This window comes from Streptomyces sp. MNU76 (assembly GCF_020982545.1).
Lineage (GTDB): Bacteria > Actinomycetota > Actinomycetes > Streptomycetales > Streptomycetaceae > Streptomyces.
Genome location: NZ_JAJKLK010000008.1, coordinates 432,038 through 448,992, shown reverse-complemented (window position 1 = coordinate 448,992; position 16,955 = coordinate 432,038). Strand labels below are relative to the sequence as shown.

Below are 16,955 nucleotides of genomic sequence, written 5' to 3'. Positions count from 1 at the left end.
GCGGCCGGGACGGCTCGATGGGCGGGAGCCGCGGGTCAGTCGTCCGCGGTGGTGGAGTCCGAGGTGACGGATTCCGCGGTGTACGGCACTCTCTCGCTCACGCCCGCGGGAACACGGGTGTCCGGTGCGGGGGCCGTGGTCTCGACGGGCCCGGTGGCGTCGGTGGCCGAGGGGCCGACGGAGGCGGGCAGGCCGAGGGAGAGGGGGGCGCCCGTGGAGGGGGTCCAGCCGGAGACGGCGCCCGCGTAGGCGTCGCCGAAGGCGGAACCGGCGAGGGTGGTGCCGGTGGGCGCGGTGACGGTGATCGCCAGGCCGTCCGGGGCCTCGACGGTGACGGTGTCGCCGATGCGATGGGCGGTGACGTCACCGGCCTGCAGCGCGGCCTGCCAGGCGGCCCTGCGGCGGAGTTCGGCGCCGACGTCCTTCATCCGCAGGTTGACCACGGGGGTGTTCTCGGCGAACAGGGCCGCGTAGCCGTCGAGGACGCCGTCGAGCACCGGGTAGGCGATGCGGTCCTCGGCCAGGTTCGACTGGTGGATGAAGTGCGGCTTGGGGTCGCCGGCGAGGACGTGGCCGAGGGCGATCCGCTTCTCCAGCGGCACGATGACCTCTTCGTAGCCGGTGGCCGGGTCCAGCGGTGCGGTGAGGCAGGTGGTGGTGGCGGGGTTGTCCTCACAGATGCCGCTGCCGCCCTGGGCGCGGCCGGTGTAGATCCAGTTGTACTCGTCGACCTGTTCGGCCGCGCGGCCGGCGTTGTAGAAGACGTTCATCGGGTGGCGGGGCACGGTCGTGGCGGGGCCGACCTGCCGCTGGACGGGCTCGCGGGAGTTGTCGGAGCCGAGCCAGGTGATGTCGTTGTCGTCGAGGGCGAGCGCCAGGTTGGGGTTGTCCGCGGGCTGTTGCGGCAGCACCTTCATGCCGGAGTGCTCACCGGTGACCAACTCGTCCTCCTCCAGGGGGAGTCCGGCGGTCTCACCCCAGACGCGGTTGGTGGCGATCTCGTCGGATATGTCGTTGCGGCTCACCCACCGGGTGGAGCCGTCGGCTTCGGTGGCGCATCGCCAGGGGACCACGCTGGTGTCCTGGACGCAGCCGAGGAAGGGGTGCGAGTAGGTGTGGTTGATCCAGCGGAAGCGGTTGCGCTCCGCGACGAACCGGTCGGTGAGGGCGTCGTCGCCGTTGTTGTCCTCGCGGTGGTCGACGCTCCCGGCGCCGTTGTAGGCGAGGTCGAGGGTGAAGCCCTGGGCGGTCTGCCAGGCGGTGGCGTGGTCGACGTCGTCCGGGGTCATACGGATGGGGTCGGGCTCGACGTTCGGGTCGGCACAGTCGACGTCGCCGGGGGTGCAGTTGAGTTCGGTGTTCCAGCGGTCGTCGGCGGCGAACACGTCGTCGACGTGCACGGCGAAGTAGTTCCGCGTGGCGCCCAGGTGCACCCCGCCGGTCATCCACTCGACGATGCCGCGGGCGAGCAGCCGGAACTGCTGCTGGTACTGGTTGTACACGAAGGTGACGACGAGTTCGCGCCGCCCGTCGTGGCGGTACTCGCCCACCAGGCTGCCGCGCGTGGACTGGCCGGGGATCGCCGCGTCGACGTAGGACGTGAAGTCGGCGCCCGCCACCGGTCTCGACAGATAGCCGTAACTCTCGCCGACGGCGGGGTCGTTGTCCTCGAAGGGCACGGCGCCGTCGAGGTAGCCGAAGGGGCCCGCTTTCCCGGCGTCGGTCACCTGGGCCTCGGCGCCGTCGAGGCCGCCGGAGTAGCCGCCGTACACCGGGTACTGCAGACCGGCTTCCGGACGCGCGTAGGTGTAGGCGTCGACCTGGGGGATGGCGTACGTGCGCTCGTACTCCGCGAGCGCCGTCATCTCGGTGGAGCCGGCCGGGAACGGATTGTCGTTGGGCAGTACGACCGCCTGGTACTTGGCGCGCGGGCGGCCGTCGACGGTGTCCGCGAGGAAGCCGGCGTCGATCACGGGCCGGTCGGGGCTCGTCAGGTCGATCTCGGTGTACGGCGTGCCCTCGGTGGTGAGTTCGGCGGCTATCGCGTCGGTGGACGGGCCACCGTCGCTGACCACCAGGACCCGCAGATCGATGCGGGGTGCGGGGTCGTCGGCGTGGGCCGGACCGGCGGGCAGGCCGAGCGCGGCGATGAGCGCGGCCACCGTGAGCACGGTGGTGCGTGAAGTCCGCTTCATGCGGTGAAGTCCCCTCCCCGGGCAGGGGTGAGCACGTCTCTCCTGGAGCGGACGCACCCCCTTGCGTGACGCCGGCGTCCCCCTCTGAACCCGGTCGTCGACGCATCCGTCGCGTCACATAGTGGTGTCTGTGTGTGGCTTTCGTGGTCATGCTGCGAAACATGACGGAAAAGTGCAGGTGTCCAAGTGGGCGCACCTGGAACCGAATTGAACGTTTTCTCATCCACCCCCGAACGGGGCACACGACGACCCGCGAGGGCCCGGCACGCTGGTCCGGGCCCCGCGGGGCAGGTCGACGGACCGCCGGGGTCCGCCAGTTCGTTCGCCAGTGGTCCAGACCATGACGGAAGCCTGATCGCAGATCATTTCAGGTCACTCCCGTCACGACCGCCCACCTCGTCGACGGGCCGTCAGGCGCAGAGCACCCGGGTCTCGGGCGTGAACACCGGGCCGCCGCTGACGTTGGTCCTGTCGCTGAACTCGGCGTAGTAGTACGAGTAGAAGCCGATGTTCCCGTTGCAGCCGGAGTCACCGGCGACCTGGAGCGTCAGCGTGACGGTACGGCTCTGGCCGGGCGGGATCGTGGCGCCGTAGTTGGTGCCGAGGTCGGCGGGGCCGGTGCCGGCGCAGGGGGTGGCACCGGCGGCCGTGGCGAGGCTGCAGCCGGTGAAGGAGTACTTCAGGTCGGGGCGCTGGTCGGTCAGCCAGGTGGGCTCGATGGTCTGGTAGACGAACCAGACGTCGTAGGTGTGGTTGTTCGTGATCGTCATCGACAGGTCGACCGTGCCGCCGGGCGTGGTGGTGGCGCTGTCGGTGGCGAACGTCAGCTCCGCGGGGGCCGGGGCGGCCGCGCTCGCGCCGGGGGCCATGCCGAACACGGCGAGGGCGAGGGCGAGTACGGCGCCGAGGCCGAAGCGTCTCATCAGTGGTGATCGCATGGGCCGGGAGGCTAGGCATCCGCCGGGCGCACCGTCTGCCCCGACGGGCGGCGGCCGACCGCGGCCCGGCCGGAAGTGTGCGCCGGGTGAAGACGGTGCGGCGGAGCCGTGGCGGCCGCCCCGCGAGCCCGCATCAGCGCACGGTAACGGTGGCGTGACAGGGGGTACGGGTGGGGCCGGAGCCGCCCGTTCGGGCCGTGCGGCGGGCGGGACGGCATCCGGATCGCATTGGCGCGTATCGCACGCCGCGCGCCGCTCTCCCGCCACCGCGCCGTGCGCGCGATCTCGGCCATCCGCCGTTTTCCGGCCCCTGTCTGTGGAAACCGCGGCCCCGTTGACGAGTCGGGGCATCGCCTGGCTCGTCGGACGATCGGCGCCCCCGGCACGGCCGTCGGCCGGGGCACGTGTCACTGCGGAGGGTGAGCGCGGCGGACACACGTCGGCCGGGCGACAGCCGCGCGGCGCCGCCTACGGGGACTGGCCGGTAATACGTACTCCGGTTACGTAGGTCTACGGATGCGTCAGCCCTGTTCGCTTCGATTGGCTTGCCGGACGCCGGGGGGATCCTCTCGCGTGCCCCTTTCGCCGTCGGGCTCCCGACGTGCCGCAGGGGGCGTCGTGGGGAGGCGCCGGACGGATTGTCAGTGGCTGCCGCTAGCGTTCCGCACATGGTCGCACTTGGGCCGGGATTCCCCGGCTGAACTGTGCTTTCTTCTTGTGCAATTGACGCTAGGGGCTGGGGTTCGTGGGATGGCTGTCGGCGGGCGACGGGTACGAGGTCGCTCTTGTGGAGGGGCGGGTGGCCGCACGAGCCACCTCGGGCCGTGCGGCGGGACGGCAGTTGAAGTCGCTGCCGAAGGCGCTGAAGGACCATCCCGAGGTGGACCGGCTGCGCCGGTTCGCCGAATGGCTGGATCGGCACGCGACGGCATGTGTCGAACAGGTGGACGCCTGGATGGTGTCGTCACTGCCCGTACCCACCGGCCTGCTGGCCCGGGTGTGGCCGGACGAGGCGTGGCAGGCCGCCCTGCGCGACCTCGCGGTGGTCGGTGACGACCCGGACGAAGTGGGCTTCCTGCGGGGCGCCACCGACTCCGGCGAACTGCGCGTGGTGAACCTGGACGGTGAGACGGTCCGTCTCTCCCCGCGCACGGTGACCCTGCCGCACCCCGTGCTGCTGCCGGACCTCGACGACATCCGGGAGTTCGCGGCGGAGCTCGGCATCGTCCAGCGCGTCGAGCAGATACACCGGGCCACCTGGCGGCGCCCGGACGACCTGGCGGCCAAGGCCACCCAGGTGCGGGAGTTCACCGGCGGCCAGTACCGCTCCCGGTTCGCGCTCGCCGCACGGGCCACGTCCCTGGGGTACCGCGTCTCCGGCGGGTACGCCACCGCCCGCGTCCGGGACGGCGAGCGCACCGTCGAGGCCTCCGTGTGGATCGGGGAGCCGTACTGGGACGACGAGGTGGAGACCGGCAGCCTCACCTGGCAGGACCAGGACGGCCACGCCCTGCCGCTCGGCGAGGTGGGCCCGGTGGCGTGGTCGGAGGGGATGCGGATGGCCGCGGCGCTGTACGCCGGGCGCGTGATCGAGGAGGGCAAGGACGCATGAGCGGGGGGACAGAGGTGTCGTACGAGGATGTGCTGGCCGCGGGCGGGGTGCTGCCGCCGGACACCGAGGGGGCCGGGGAGCGGGCGGTGCCGCTGACGGCGCGGACGTACCGTCATCCGGGCCTGGAGGACCGGGTGGTGGTGCGGCTGGTCGCCGGGGAGCTGGGCGCGGCGGAGGATCTGGCCGCCGGGTTCCTGGGCCTGGAGCCGGACGCGGAGCCGGCGGTCGTCGGGCTGGGGCTGCGGCAGTCGCTGGGCTTCCCCGAGTGGGTGCTGGTGCACCACCCGGCGGACGGGCACCACGCGCTGGGCATCGTGCCGGACCTGGAGAAGGCGGCCCGGCGGGCGAAGTCCAAGCCGAAGACGGCCATGGACGCCTATCTGGAGCTCGGCGAGCGGCTGGCGGCGTCGGTGCCGCACTTCCTGCCGACCTTCTTCGAGCAGGCCGGACGGGTGTTCCTAGCCGAGGAGAACGCCACGTACGCGGCCCAGTTGTTCACCCGCGCCCGCAAGGCCGAGGCGGAACACGGGCTCGTCGTGGAGGAGGAGCGGCTCGACGCCGTGTTCCTGGAGTTCGCGCTGGCCGGCGCGCTCCCGGTGAAGGTGCTGTCGGCGTACGCGAAGGAGCTGGCCGCGCGGGTCCCGGCCGAGGAGGCGCTGCGGCGCTTCACCAAGCTGTGCCTGCGCCGTACGGCCGGTGGTCTGCCGCCCTCGGCCCAGATGGCGAACGACCTGCGCCGGCTGGCCCGGGCCGCCGGACGGGACGCGGACCAGGCCGAGCAGGAGTACCTGGCCGAACTGCTGGTCCTGCCGTCCACGCCGCGCGCGGCGGCGGGCTGGTGGAAGGGGCACCGTACGGCGCTGGTGGCGCTGGCGGAGCGCGAGCCCAAGGTACGGGGCACCCTGCTGGACACTCTCCCCTCGTCTCACGACGACATGCCCGCGATGTGGCTGGACATGTTGGAGGCCTCCGGCGCCACGGCCGGGCTGTGGGACGGCTCCCTGCCCGAGGAGCAGCGTCCGCACGACGGCACGGCGGGCTGGCTGGAGCGGTTCCTGACCTACCGTGAGCGGGCGCGGTCCTGGCGCGGCTCCACCCGGATGCCCGAGCTGTATCCGCTGGTCGAGCGGACGGCGGACCGGCTGCGCGCCGAACTGACCACAGCCGGACGCGAGTTGCGGGTCACACACGACATCGACCTGATGGATCTGCTGCTCTCCCTGGACGTGCCCGTGGCCGCCCCGCCGAAGGACTCGGCGTTGCCGCTGGAGCAGTGGGCCCCGGGTGAGGGACACCGCGAGCTGCTGTCGCTGGCCGCCGACTCCCGCTTCCACAAGGCTTTCCGGCGGGGCGCGGACCGGTTCGGCGACGACGACCAGGGGCGGCGCGCGATCCGGGTGCTGGCCGCGTCGCCGGGCGGGCGGCCCCTGCTGGCCGAGTGGGTGCGCGGGGTCGTCCGGCGGTTCGCCGCCGTGGGTCTGCCCCAGCTTCCCGACGCGCTCGCCCGGCTGAAGTGGCTGCCGGCCGAGGCGCTGGCGCTCGCCGAGGAGGAGGTGCGCGGCGCCGTCTCCACCGACCTGGCACCGGTGCTGTCGCGCACGCTGCGCGCCGGGCTCTTCGACGAACTGGGCTGGCCCGCCTGGGAGGACGCGACGGCCACGCTCGTCCCGAAGGACGATGTCGAGGACATCGTCGTCGCCGACGCCTGGCCGCATCTCGTCGTGGCGGGCGCCGCGCAGGCCCGGGTGATCGGCGCGGAGGGCACGCTCCTCACCCACGACCTGCGGGTATCCGCGGACGGCAGGTGGGGCGACCCGGGCTTCCACCACGTGGACGGCGAGCTGCTCGTCTACTGGCGGTCGCGCGACAACGGCCTGCGCGGCTACTGGCACACCCGGGCCGACAGCCCCCGGCCCATGGAGGGCCCGGGCGGCACCCGGAGCACCGAGATGGACTGGTACAAGGCCGACCTGAAGCTCACCCTGCCCCTGCCGGGCGGCGGCCGGGCCACCGGCGCGGGGGTGCTGCACGCCGGGGACACCACGATCCCCGACGAGCGGTGGCTGCTGTTCGACGGCGCCTCGTACTGGGTCTGGCACGCGGAGGGCGAGCGGGAGACGCACGGGTTCTACGAGTACGACCCGGCGACGCACAGGCGCGGGCGGATGAGCATGCCCGCCTTCCTCGCCGACGCGCTGCGCGACGCCCCCGAGGGCAGCGTGTACGACAGCGGCTGGCTCGGTCCCTCCCCGACCGTCGGCCGCGCGCCGGCCTGCGCACCCGTCGACGGCGTGGTCGGCCTCCGCACGGTCCGGCTGCCCGACGGCGCCTACCGCACGCAGGACCTGGCCGGGCACACCGTCACCCTGCCCGCCGGGAAGGGCCGGCCGTCCGCGCTGGTCGTGTTCCCGGGCGACGACCGGGCCCGTGCCGTCGTCCGCAACGGCTGGCAGCTGCAGATCGTCGACACCGACGGCGTCGTCACCTCCGTCGCGAAGACGGACCGCACCCCGGGCGCCTTCGGAGAGGGCACGCTGCTGCTGCCCCCGGTGCAGTTCTGGGAGTGCATGACGCCCCGCGACCCGGAGGGCTCCGCGGCGCTGCGCCGCATCGACGCGGCCACCTCGACGGCCCTGCTGGCCGCCGCGCAAGGCGCAGCGCAGGAGGACAAGGACACGCTTTCCGACGCGATCCGCGCGCTGCTGCCGGTCACCCATGACGCCCTCGTGGCGGGCATCGCCGGAGTCGTCCGCCACGCCGCCGGGCAGCAGGCCGTCCTCGACGCGGCGGCGGCCCGCCTCACCCGGGCGCTGGACGAGGGAGTGGACGAGCTGGAGGGACCCGCGGGCCCCGCCGACACCGTCCTGCAGAGCGCCCTGAGCGGCCTCGGCGAGCCGCCCCACCACTGGTGGAACCGCGACGAGGAGGCCGACACCGTCTTCCGTTCGCTGCGGGTGATGAGCAGGGCCGCCGGACTCCTCCCCGCCACGACCGCGCCGAGGGGAGCGGCGGTCCGCCTCCACCTCGACGGGACCGAACTGCCGAGCGGACAGCCGGATCTGTGGTCGCTGGCCGACCGCACGAGCGCCATCGTCTTCCGGGCCCTGGCCCTCACCACCCCGGAGGAGCACCGGGAGGCGCTGCGTGCCCTGCTCGACCGGTTCGCGACGCTGGGGCTGGGGATCGGTGCCGCCTCCGAGCGGTGGCGCGCGGTGATCCTGGGCCTGAAGGCCGATCAACTGCGCACCGCCTCGGGCGACTGGCGCACCGGCTCGTGGAACGGCCTGCTGCCGCTGGGCGACGACGCCTTCCTCGCCGTCGTGGGACGCCTCTCCCTCAACGACGACGGCGCCGTCTTCACCGGGTTCTTCCACGACCCGACGGGACGCTTCGAGATCCCGGAGCCGTACACCCTCCGCGAGTCCTGCCGACTGGCCGGGGAAGCGCACGCGGCCCGGCTCGGCGCGTTCCTCACGGAGCTGGCCGAGCGTGGCCCGGCCCCCTGGTTCCCGGAGGCCGCCGAGGAGTTCGCGCGCCGCACCGGTGTCACCGAGACGATGGCCCGGCTGATCGTCGCCGGACTTCCCCAGGCCGACGTCTACCAGCGGGTGTTCCTGTCCAAGGAGGCACGCGACGCCATCGGTGTGAAGCAGGCTCCCGCGGCCGTCGCCAAGGACGAACTGCGCGGCGTCGACGGCGAGATCCGCGCCGCCGTGGTGGCCGCGCTGCTGCCAGCCGACCCGGCCCGGCTGTGGACCGAGGGGCCCGACGTGGCCGCCGCGGCCGAGGTCTGGAACAGCAAGGTGGGCAGGCGGATCGCGATCCCCGAGGAACTGCTCGCCGACGCGACCCGCGCGGTCAAGCACTCCCGGTGGGAGCTCCGCAGCGCCCTGCCCGCGCTGCTCCACCCGGCCGGTGAACCCCGCCTCACCCGGGACCTGGAATGGGCGGTCAGGGGCGACCAGGTCCGGCCCGTCGACGACGACGCGGTCGGGTTCACCGCCGACACCCTCGTCGGCTCGGTGGGCCTCGCCGCCTGGCTCGCCCACCGGCTGCCCGCCGGCGACCCGCTGCGGGCCGCGCTGCCCACCGCGCTCACCGCCGTACGCGAGCGGCTGGCGCACCCCGGGCTCGTCCTGGACGTCGGGCGGTACATCGGCCTCCCCCAGTTCCGGAAGACCGCGGGCACCCCGACCGAGGTCGGCGAGGGCTTCGAGCGGTACGGCGCCGTGATCCTGGCCACCCAGGACGACCAGCCGGCGCCGGGCATCCGGGTCGCGCTGCTCGACGAGGCGGGCGAGGACCCGTACCTGCCCGCGCTGCGCATCGACAACCAGCGGCCCTACGCCGTCGAGGTGGCGCTGCGGCTGGCCCGTTCCACCCCGTACGCCGCCCTGCTGGCCGACCCGGGCGACCCGGTGGCGGGCGAGCGCGGCAAGGACGGCACCTGGTGGCCGCAGGACCCGAGCCGTTCGGTGCCCGAGCTGGTGACCGAGGTGGCGAAGGAGTACGGCATCGGCGAGGACGCGGCCACGCTGTATCTGATGCTGCTCGCCATGCCCGACCCGACGGACCGTATGACGGCCCGCTGGACGGGGTGGAAGCCGGCTCGGCTCAAGGCGGCCCGCGCCGAACTGTCCGGGGGCGAGCTGGTGGTGGAGGCCACCCGTGCCAGGGCCGGGCGTTCGCTCTTCCTGCCCGGCGGCTGGGTCGACCCGAAGTCGCCGCGGCTGCCGCTGGAGCGGTGGAAGCTGCCGCTGTTCGCCGGCCTGATGACCGACGAGGACGCCACGTTCGGCGTGATCGTGCCCTCCGAACCGGCCGCCGCGCTGTACCGCAGGGCCTGGCAACGGATCCAGGACGGCGACGCGCCCCGGTTCGAGGAGCTGAAGGTGCGTCGGGGCCGCCGCCGCTGAACAGGGTCGGGGCGCCCGGCCACCGGGCGCCCCGGCCTGACCCCGCCTCGCACCTTTCCACGCACTTACCGACTCACCTGCTTACCGACTTACCTACTGAGCAAGGACGTTCATGACCCCGACCGACACGGCGACGGCCCTTCCGGCCCGGCAGATCCTGCCCGCCGAGGAGCGCCACGCCACCGAACTCGACTTCCTCGCCGCCCACGACGAGGGTCCGCGGCCGCCCGGCTGGCGCCTGACCCCGCGTTCCGTGGTCACCTTCGTCTGCGGCAGCGGCGGCGAGGCCCTGAAGCCGGCCAAGCCGCACGAGACGCTGCCGGACAAGCTGGTGATCGCGCCCAAGTTCGTCGGCGAACGTGCCCTGGTCGAACGGTGCGTGGTCACCCTCGCCGGTGAGCGCGGCCTGCTGCTCGTCGGCGAGCCCGGCACGGCCAAGTCGATGCTCTCCGAGCTGCTGTCGGCCGCCGTGTGCGGCACCAGCGCGCTCACCGTGCAGGGCACCGCCGGCACGACCGAGGACGCCTTCCGCTACGGCTGGAACTACGCCCTGCTGCTCGCTCAGGGCCCCACCTCGCAGGCGCTGGTCGACTCGCCGGTGCTCGGCGCGATGCGCTCCGGCCGGGTGGCGCGGGTCGAGGAGATCACCCGCTGTCTGCCGGAGGTGCAGGACGCCCTGGTGTCGATCCTGTCCGACCGCCGGGTGAGCGTGCCCGAGCTGTCCGGCACGGACGACGCCCAGGTCGCGGCGGCGCCCGGGTTCACGGTCATCGCCACGGCCAACCTGCGCGACCGGGGTGTCTCGGAGATGTCGGCCGCCCTCAAGCGCCGCTTCAACTTCGAGACCGTGCACCCCATCGCCGACGTCGACGCCGAGACTGCCCTGGTCCGGCGGCAGGCGGAGGCGGCGGTGCAGCGGGCGGGCGCGGCCTTCGGCGTGGACGACGCGGTGCTCGACGTGCTGGTCACCGTCTTCCGCGATCTGCGTGCGGGGCGTTCCGCCGAGGGCTGGGACGTGGAGCGTCCGGGCACGGTGATGTCCACCGCCGAGGCCGTGTCGGTCGCGGCCTCGCTCGGGGTGGCCGCCGCGTACCTGCCCGGCGGGGACGCGCTCGACCTCGTCCCCGGGCACCTGCTGGGCGTGGTCCGCAAGGACGACCCGGCCGACCACGCCCGGCTGCTCGGCTACTGGGACGGCCCGGTGCGCCGTCGCGCCGAGGACGGCTCGGCGATGTGGCGCCGCCTCTGGGACCTGCGGGAGAACCTTCGGTGACGACCACTCAGGACCCGAGGGCCGCCGTCACGGTCCTCGCCGACTCGGCGGTGCCGTACCTGCTGGGGGTACGGCACCACAGCCCGGCCCTCGCCGCGGCCGTGCCCGCCCTGCTGGACGCGTCCGGCGCGGATGTCGTCTGCGTGGAGCTGCCGGCCGACTTCCAGCACTGGCTGCCCCACCTCGCCGCGCCGGGCACCCTCGCGCCGGTCGCCCTTGCCGGGGCGAGCGAGGGAGGCCGCCTCGGCTTCTACCCGTTCGCCGACTTCTCCCCGGAACTCGCCGCCCTCCGCTGGGCCCGGGAGCGGGGGAAGGAAGTGGTGTGCTGCGACCTGCCGATGTCCCATCCGGCGTGGAGCACGGACCGTCCGGGGACGGACACGGGCCGACCGGGGACGGACGCGGGCCGACCGGGGGCGGTGACGGATGAGCTCCTCCCTGCCACGGGCCGACAGGCGGCAGAGACGGGAGAGCCCTTCCCGGACACCGGCCGGCCGGCGACGGACGCGGACGGGCCGAAGGCGTCCCTCGTCTCGCCCACCGCCTTCGCGGCAGCGCTCACCGCCGCCGGAACCGGCCGTGACGGTGACGATCTGTGGGACCGGTGTGTGGAGGTGCTCGCTCCCGGTTGTACGCCCGAGGCGATCCGCCGGGCGGCTCTCGGCGTGGGGTGGGCGTTGCGCAGCGACGCCCAGACCGCGGGCGGCGTGCCGTCGGTCGACCTGGCACGGGAGGCGCACATGCGCGACACGATCGCCCGCGCGGCGGCGGGTGGGCGCCGGGTGGCGGCCGTGATCGGCGCCTTCCACGCCCCGGCGCTGACGGACGCGGCCCTCGTGGACGCCGACCCGGCCGGCGCGCAGGACGGAGGGGTCGGACCCACCGCCGAGGAGACGGCCGGCGCGGGTGGTGCGGGTGGTGCGGTGTCCGCCGCGAGGGCGGACGGCATCGCGGCCGGGGCCCGCGGAGCGGGCCTCGTCGGGGAGCACCCGCCGGTCGTCACCTCGCTCGTGCCGTACGCCTTCGACCTCCTCGACTCCCGCTCCGGGTATCCGGCGGGCATCCGTGACCCGCGCTGGCAGCAGGCGGTGTTCACGGCCGGGGGCGACCCCGAGCTGCTGTACGGCGCCGCCTCGCGGGCCATCACCGATGTGTGCCGGGAGCTGCGCGCTGCCGGGCACACCGCGGGCACGGGCGAGGCGACCGAGACCCTGCGGGTGGCGGGCGACCTGGCCAGTCTCCGGGGGCTCGCGGCCCCCGGCCGGGGTGAGGTCCTGGAGGCCTTGACGACGGTGACGGGCCAGGGCGAGCCGCTCGGCCGGGGCCGGGCCCTCGCCCGGGCGCTCGAAGTGGTGCTGGTCGGCACCGATCGGGGCCGGATCGCACCGGGCACCCCTCGTTCCGGTCTGGGCCCGTCCGTGGAGGCGGAGGTGGCCGCGCTGCGGCTGCCCGGCCCGGAGGACCCCGCCTCGCGCGAACTCCGGCTCGACCCGCTCCGCTCCGCCCTCGACGGCCGCCGCGAGATCCTGCTCCAGCGGCTCGCGGTGTGCGGTGCGGGCTACGGCGAATCCGTGGAGGTGACCGGCACGGGCGACGGCACGGCACTCACCACCCGGTGGCGCGTGTCGTGGACTCCGGCCGTCCCTGTCCGGCTCGACCTGGCCGGGATCCGGGGGGTGACCGCGGCCCTGGCCGCCGAGGGCACCCTGCGGGAGACCTTCCGCCGGGAGTCGGCGCACGGCGGGCCCACCTGTGCTCTGGTCCTCGCCGGGCTTCGGGCGGCGGCCCGCTGCGACCTGCCCGCGCTGGTCGCCGACCGGCTGGCGGACGCGGCCGTCGTGCTCCCGGCCTCGGCCACCCTGCCCGAACTGCTCGAAGGGCTGGACCTGTTGGAGGCGCTGCGGCGGGGCCACCTGCCCGGCACCACGCCCGAGGGCAGGTCGGCGGCGGCCGAGTTGGCCGTCGACCTCCTGGAGGCGGCGGTCCGCGCGCTGCCCGGTCTCGCGGGCAGTGACCAGCCGGAGGACGCGGCCGCGCTCGTCGCGCTCTCGTCCCGGGCCGGTGAACACCGCCTCGGGCTGCGCATGGACGACGCCCTGGGCACGCTCGCGCGCTCCGGCTCCCCGTTGATCCAAGGGGCCGCTCTCGCCGCGCGGGTGCTGCTCGACCTCGACGGCGCCGATACCGTCGGGACGCGCGCGGCAGGCTGGATCGACACGGCCACCGGGCCCGACGGCCGCCGCGCGCTCGCCCTTCGGCTCAGCGGTCTGCTCAGCGGCGCCGCGCCGCTGCTCCAGTCCGCACCGACCGCGCTGGACCCGCTGCTCGACCGGATCGACACGCTCACGGACCAGGGCTTCCTGGATCGGCTGCCCGCCCTGCGCGGCGGCTTCGACACGCTCACCCCGGCCGGCCGCGACCGTCTGCTCGGTACGGTCACCGAACGTCTCGGCGACCGCCTCGACCTGTCCCTCACCGCCTCCCCGGAACTCCTCGCGCTGTGGACGGCGGCGGACACGGCGGGCCTGATGGCGGTCGACTCCCTCCGGCTGCCGATCGGTACGGCCCCGGCGGGGTCTGCCGACAACACCACCGCCGCGCGGACCCCGCCTGACGGCGCGGTGGCAACCGAAGGCACCGTGACGACCGAAGGCACGGTGGGCGCCCGCGCCCCGTACGCGGCCGTCACGGCCGACGCCACCCGCCCTGCCACCGCCGCCGACGCGCCCCACGCCACCGCTCAACCGTCCGTCGCGCCCCTCCACCTCTCCCCCACCGACCGCTGGCGGCTGCTCCTCGGCCGGGAGAGCGAGAAGCTGCCCCAGGACGCCCGGCGTTACGCGCACGCGCTCGACGAGTTGTACGGCGCCGGCCGGGGCGAGGGCTCCTCGGACCTCGGCCGGGGCGGTCCCGGTCAGGGCGGTTCGCAGGAGGCGTCGTTCCCCACGGCCCGGGATTGGGGCGAGGAGTTGGACGCGCTGTTCGGCGCCGAAGTCCGTGAGGAGGTGCTGGCGCGGGCCGCCGACCGGGGCCGTACGGACGTACTGGCCGAGTTGGACCCCAAGGCCGTCCGCCCGTCGGTCGATCTGCTGACCTCCGTGCTGAACCTCGCGGGCGGCATGCCCGAACAGCAACTGGCCAGGCTGCGCCCGCTGGTACGCCGGCTGGTCGACGAACTGGCCAAGGAGCTTGCCACCCGGATGCGCCCCGCGCTCACCGGTCTGGCCACCCCGCGTCCGACCCGGCGCCCCGGTGGCAGGCTCGACCTGCCGCGCACCCTGCGGGCCAACCTGGCGAGCACCCACCGTACGGCGGACGGCCGGACCATGGTCGTACCGGAGCGGCCGGTGTTCAGCACCCGGTCGCGCAAGGAGGCGGACTGGCGGCTGATCCTGGTCGTCGACGTGTCCGGGTCGATGGAGGCCTCCGTCATCTGGTCGGCGCTGACCGCGGCCGTCCTGGGCGGCGTGCCCACGCTGTCGACGCACTTCCTGGCGTTCTCGACCGAGGTGATCGACCTGACCGACCGGGTGGACGACCCGTTGTCGCTGCTGCTGGAGGTCCGGGTCGGCGGCGGCACGCACATCGCGGCGGGGCTCGCGCACGCCCGTTCCCTGGTGACCGTGCCCAGCCGGACCCTCGTGGTCGTGGTGAGCGACTTCGAGGAGGGTTACCCCCTGGGCGGCCTCCTGGGGGAGGTCCGGGCCCTCGCGAGTTCGGGTGTGCACCTGATGGGCTGTGCCGCCCTGGACGACACGGGTACCCCGCGCTACTCGGTGCCCGTCGCCCAGCAACTCGTCGCGGCCGGCATGCCGGTCGCCGCCCTCAGTCCCCTCGCCCTCGCCCGCTGGGTGGGGGACCGCCTCCGCGGAGAGAGCCGATGAACGCCGAAATGCCCCCGGTGGCACCCGAGGTGGTGGCCGCCGCCGTGGAGAGCCTGACCTCCCGGTTGCGCAAGAAACTGGACGCCGCGGTCGAGACGTACGCGGCCCTGCCCGTCGAGGCCGACGGCGGTGTCCTGCGCGTCCGGTGCGGCGAGGACGCCGAGGTCGCACTGACGCCGGGCCCTTCGGGCGCGGTGACCGACGCCGAGCGGGCGGTGTGCAGTTGCCTGCTCGCACCCCGCTGTCTGCACCGTGCCGCCGTCCTGAGCGCATGCCCGGTGGCCGACGCCGAGGACGTGGCCGCGACCGTGTCCGCCGCCAAGCCGGCCGACACGGCCGCGGACGACCTCCACGGAAGTGATGGTGAGGCCCCTGCGGCCGGACCGGCCGTCGGAGCCAACGGCTCTCGTGCAGCGGGCGGATCCTGCGCCACCGTCGCCCCGGCCGAAGCCTCGAGACAGGCCGATCCCACCACCCCCACCGACGCGACGAGACAGGCCGAACCCGGCACCACAGGCACCGGCGTCTGCGCGGGCGTGAGCCCGCCGCTAGCGCCCCCACCGCCCAGGTCGCCGCCGCGGCCGGTCTCTGGGCGGCCACCGCGGCCGTGCTCGCCTCCGGGGTGCCGGCGGCGGGGGCGGTGCCGCAGGCGGAGTTGCTGCGGGCCGCGCACACCGCGCGCCTCGCCGGACTGCACCGTGCCGAGGCGGCGGCCCTGCGGGTCGTCCGGGGACTGCGCGGTGCCCGCGCCCGGCACGACGGCCACCGGCTGGCCGACCTGGTCGCCGCCGTACGCGAACTGCTGCTCACCACCGGCCTGTTGGCGTCGGCCGACACCGACCCCGCCCTCGTCGGCACGGCGCGGCGCGCCTATCGGCCGGGCGGCGGTCTGCGGGTGCACGGTGTGTGCCGGGAACCGGTGATCTCGGCCACCGGATACGGCGGTGTCGTCACCCATCTCGTCTCCGGCGACGGGAGCTGGTACTCGATCGCCGATGTGAAGCCGGGCGGTCCGGCCCGTGCCCGGGGCGCCGCCAAGGCAACCGTCGCCCTCGGCTCCGGGACCCTCGACCACGCCGGCCTCTCCCGGGGCGGACTGCTGATCTCCGGCGCCACGGTCTCTCCGGAGGGCCGCCTCGGCTCCGGCAAGGGCGTGCGGGCCACTCCGCTCGCCGGTCTCTCCTGGACGGCGGGCCCGCTCGCCGCCCTGTTCGCCCGCCCCCTCGCGGAGGCGGTGGCGGAACGCCTCACCGGCGGCCCGGGGGCCGACCCCGAGCAGGCGGAGCAGGAGGCGCGCCGACTGATCGGCTGCGACCTGGTCCTCGTCGGCGCGGCGGGCGACCACCTGTTCGCCCGCGAGGTGTCCGGCTCCGGGGAGTCGGCCGACAGCGGGCTCCTCGTCCGGCTGACCCCGGCCAACGGCCACCCCGATCTCGCGCACACCGCCAACCTCCGTCAGCTGGCCGGCCGTCCAGGGCTGCGCATACGGGTGCTCGGGCGCCTGGAACCCGACCGTGCCGCCACGCTCCGCCCACTCGCGATCGGCCCGGTCCCGGGCACCGAGGCGACGCTGCGGCTGCCGGACGAGTGGCAGGGGCACGCCGACCTGGGCTACGACCGCCTGCAGGGCGCGCACTTCCCGCCGCAGGACGCGCTGCCCGAGGTCGACGGCGCCGCCGGGGCTCCGGCCGACCCGCTCGCCGAGGCTCCGCTGTGGCGGCTGCGCCGACTGGTCGAGGTCGCCGTCTCCGGAGGCCGCCGCGCGGTCGCCGAGCCGGCCCGCGACAGCGACCGGGACGGAGCGGGCGCGGCACTGCGGCGCAGTGGGTTCACGGCGGGCGCGGACCTGGCGACCGCGCTCACCGCGGAGGCGGACCGCCGCTCCCGCGACGTCTTCGGACGCGTCACCGACCCCGACCCGGACCGCTACGCCTGCGCCTGGCTAGCCGCCGCGGTCTATCTGACCGGCACCGAACGCGCCCTGATCCAGTCAACGTGGCGGCTCCCGGCCCCCACCACCTGACCCTCGGCCGATCACGGCCGAGCGCCACCGCACCGCTGCGGGATTTCGGCCCACCGGGACCTCGTTTGCCCCCGGGGCCCAACCCACCGGGATCCCGGCGCCCGGTGGCCCGTC

The 16,955-nt window shown here is 74.7% G+C and carries 6 protein-coding genes and 1 pseudogene; 5 read left to right on the top strand and 2 right to left on the bottom strand.

Translation table 11 applies throughout. The features are described from left to right. Positions 1 to 35 precede the first annotated feature (35 nt). Positions 36 to 2,195 (bottom strand): hypothetical protein, encoded by a 2,160-nt coding sequence (locus E4N62_RS22215; RefSeq protein WP_230216976.1) that lies wholly within the window; start codon positions 2,193 to 2,195, stop codon positions 36 to 38. Between the two features lie 410 nt (positions 2,196 to 2,605). Then, positions 2,606 to 3,133 (bottom strand): hypothetical protein, encoded by a 528-nt coding sequence (locus E4N62_RS22210; protein ID WP_230216974.1) that lies wholly within the window; start codon positions 3,131 to 3,133, stop codon positions 2,606 to 2,608. Between the two features lie 745 nt (positions 3,134 to 3,878). Here E4N62_RS22210 and E4N62_RS22205 point away from each other — a divergent pair. From E4N62_RS22205 to E4N62_RS22185, 5 genes and pseudogenes are all read left to right on the top strand, one after another. Beyond that, positions 3,879 to 4,745 carry a DUF4132 domain-containing protein gene (locus E4N62_RS22205; protein WP_230216972.1) on the top strand — a complete coding sequence of 289 codons (867 nt, stop codon included), beginning with the start codon at positions 3,879 to 3,881 and terminating at the stop codon, positions 4,743 to 4,745. Further along, positions 4,742 to 9,661, top strand: a complete 4,920-nt coding sequence (locus E4N62_RS22200) for a DNA-binding protein (protein WP_230216970.1) — start codon at positions 4,742 to 4,744, stop codon at positions 9,659 to 9,661. Before E4N62_RS22205 ends, E4N62_RS22200 begins: the two co-directional genes overlap by 4 nt. Positions 9,662 to 9,773: 112 nt before the next feature. After that, on the top strand, positions 9,774 to 10,934 hold the full coding sequence (locus tag E4N62_RS22195) for an AAA family ATPase (protein ID WP_230216968.1): 1,161 nt from the start codon (positions 9,774 to 9,776) through the stop codon (positions 10,932 to 10,934). Beyond that, a complete protein-coding gene (locus E4N62_RS22190; protein ID WP_230216966.1) occupies positions 10,931 to 14,818 on the top strand; it encodes a DUF5682 family protein in 3,888 nt (1,295 codons plus the stop codon). Before E4N62_RS22195 ends, E4N62_RS22190 begins: the two co-directional genes overlap by 4 nt. Continuing rightward, positions 14,815 to 16,841 (top strand): annotated as a pseudogene (locus tag E4N62_RS22185) (hypothetical protein). The gene E4N62_RS22190 and the pseudogene E4N62_RS22185 overlap by 4 nt, the downstream one beginning before the upstream one ends. Positions 16,842 to 16,955: the final 114 nt, after the last annotated feature.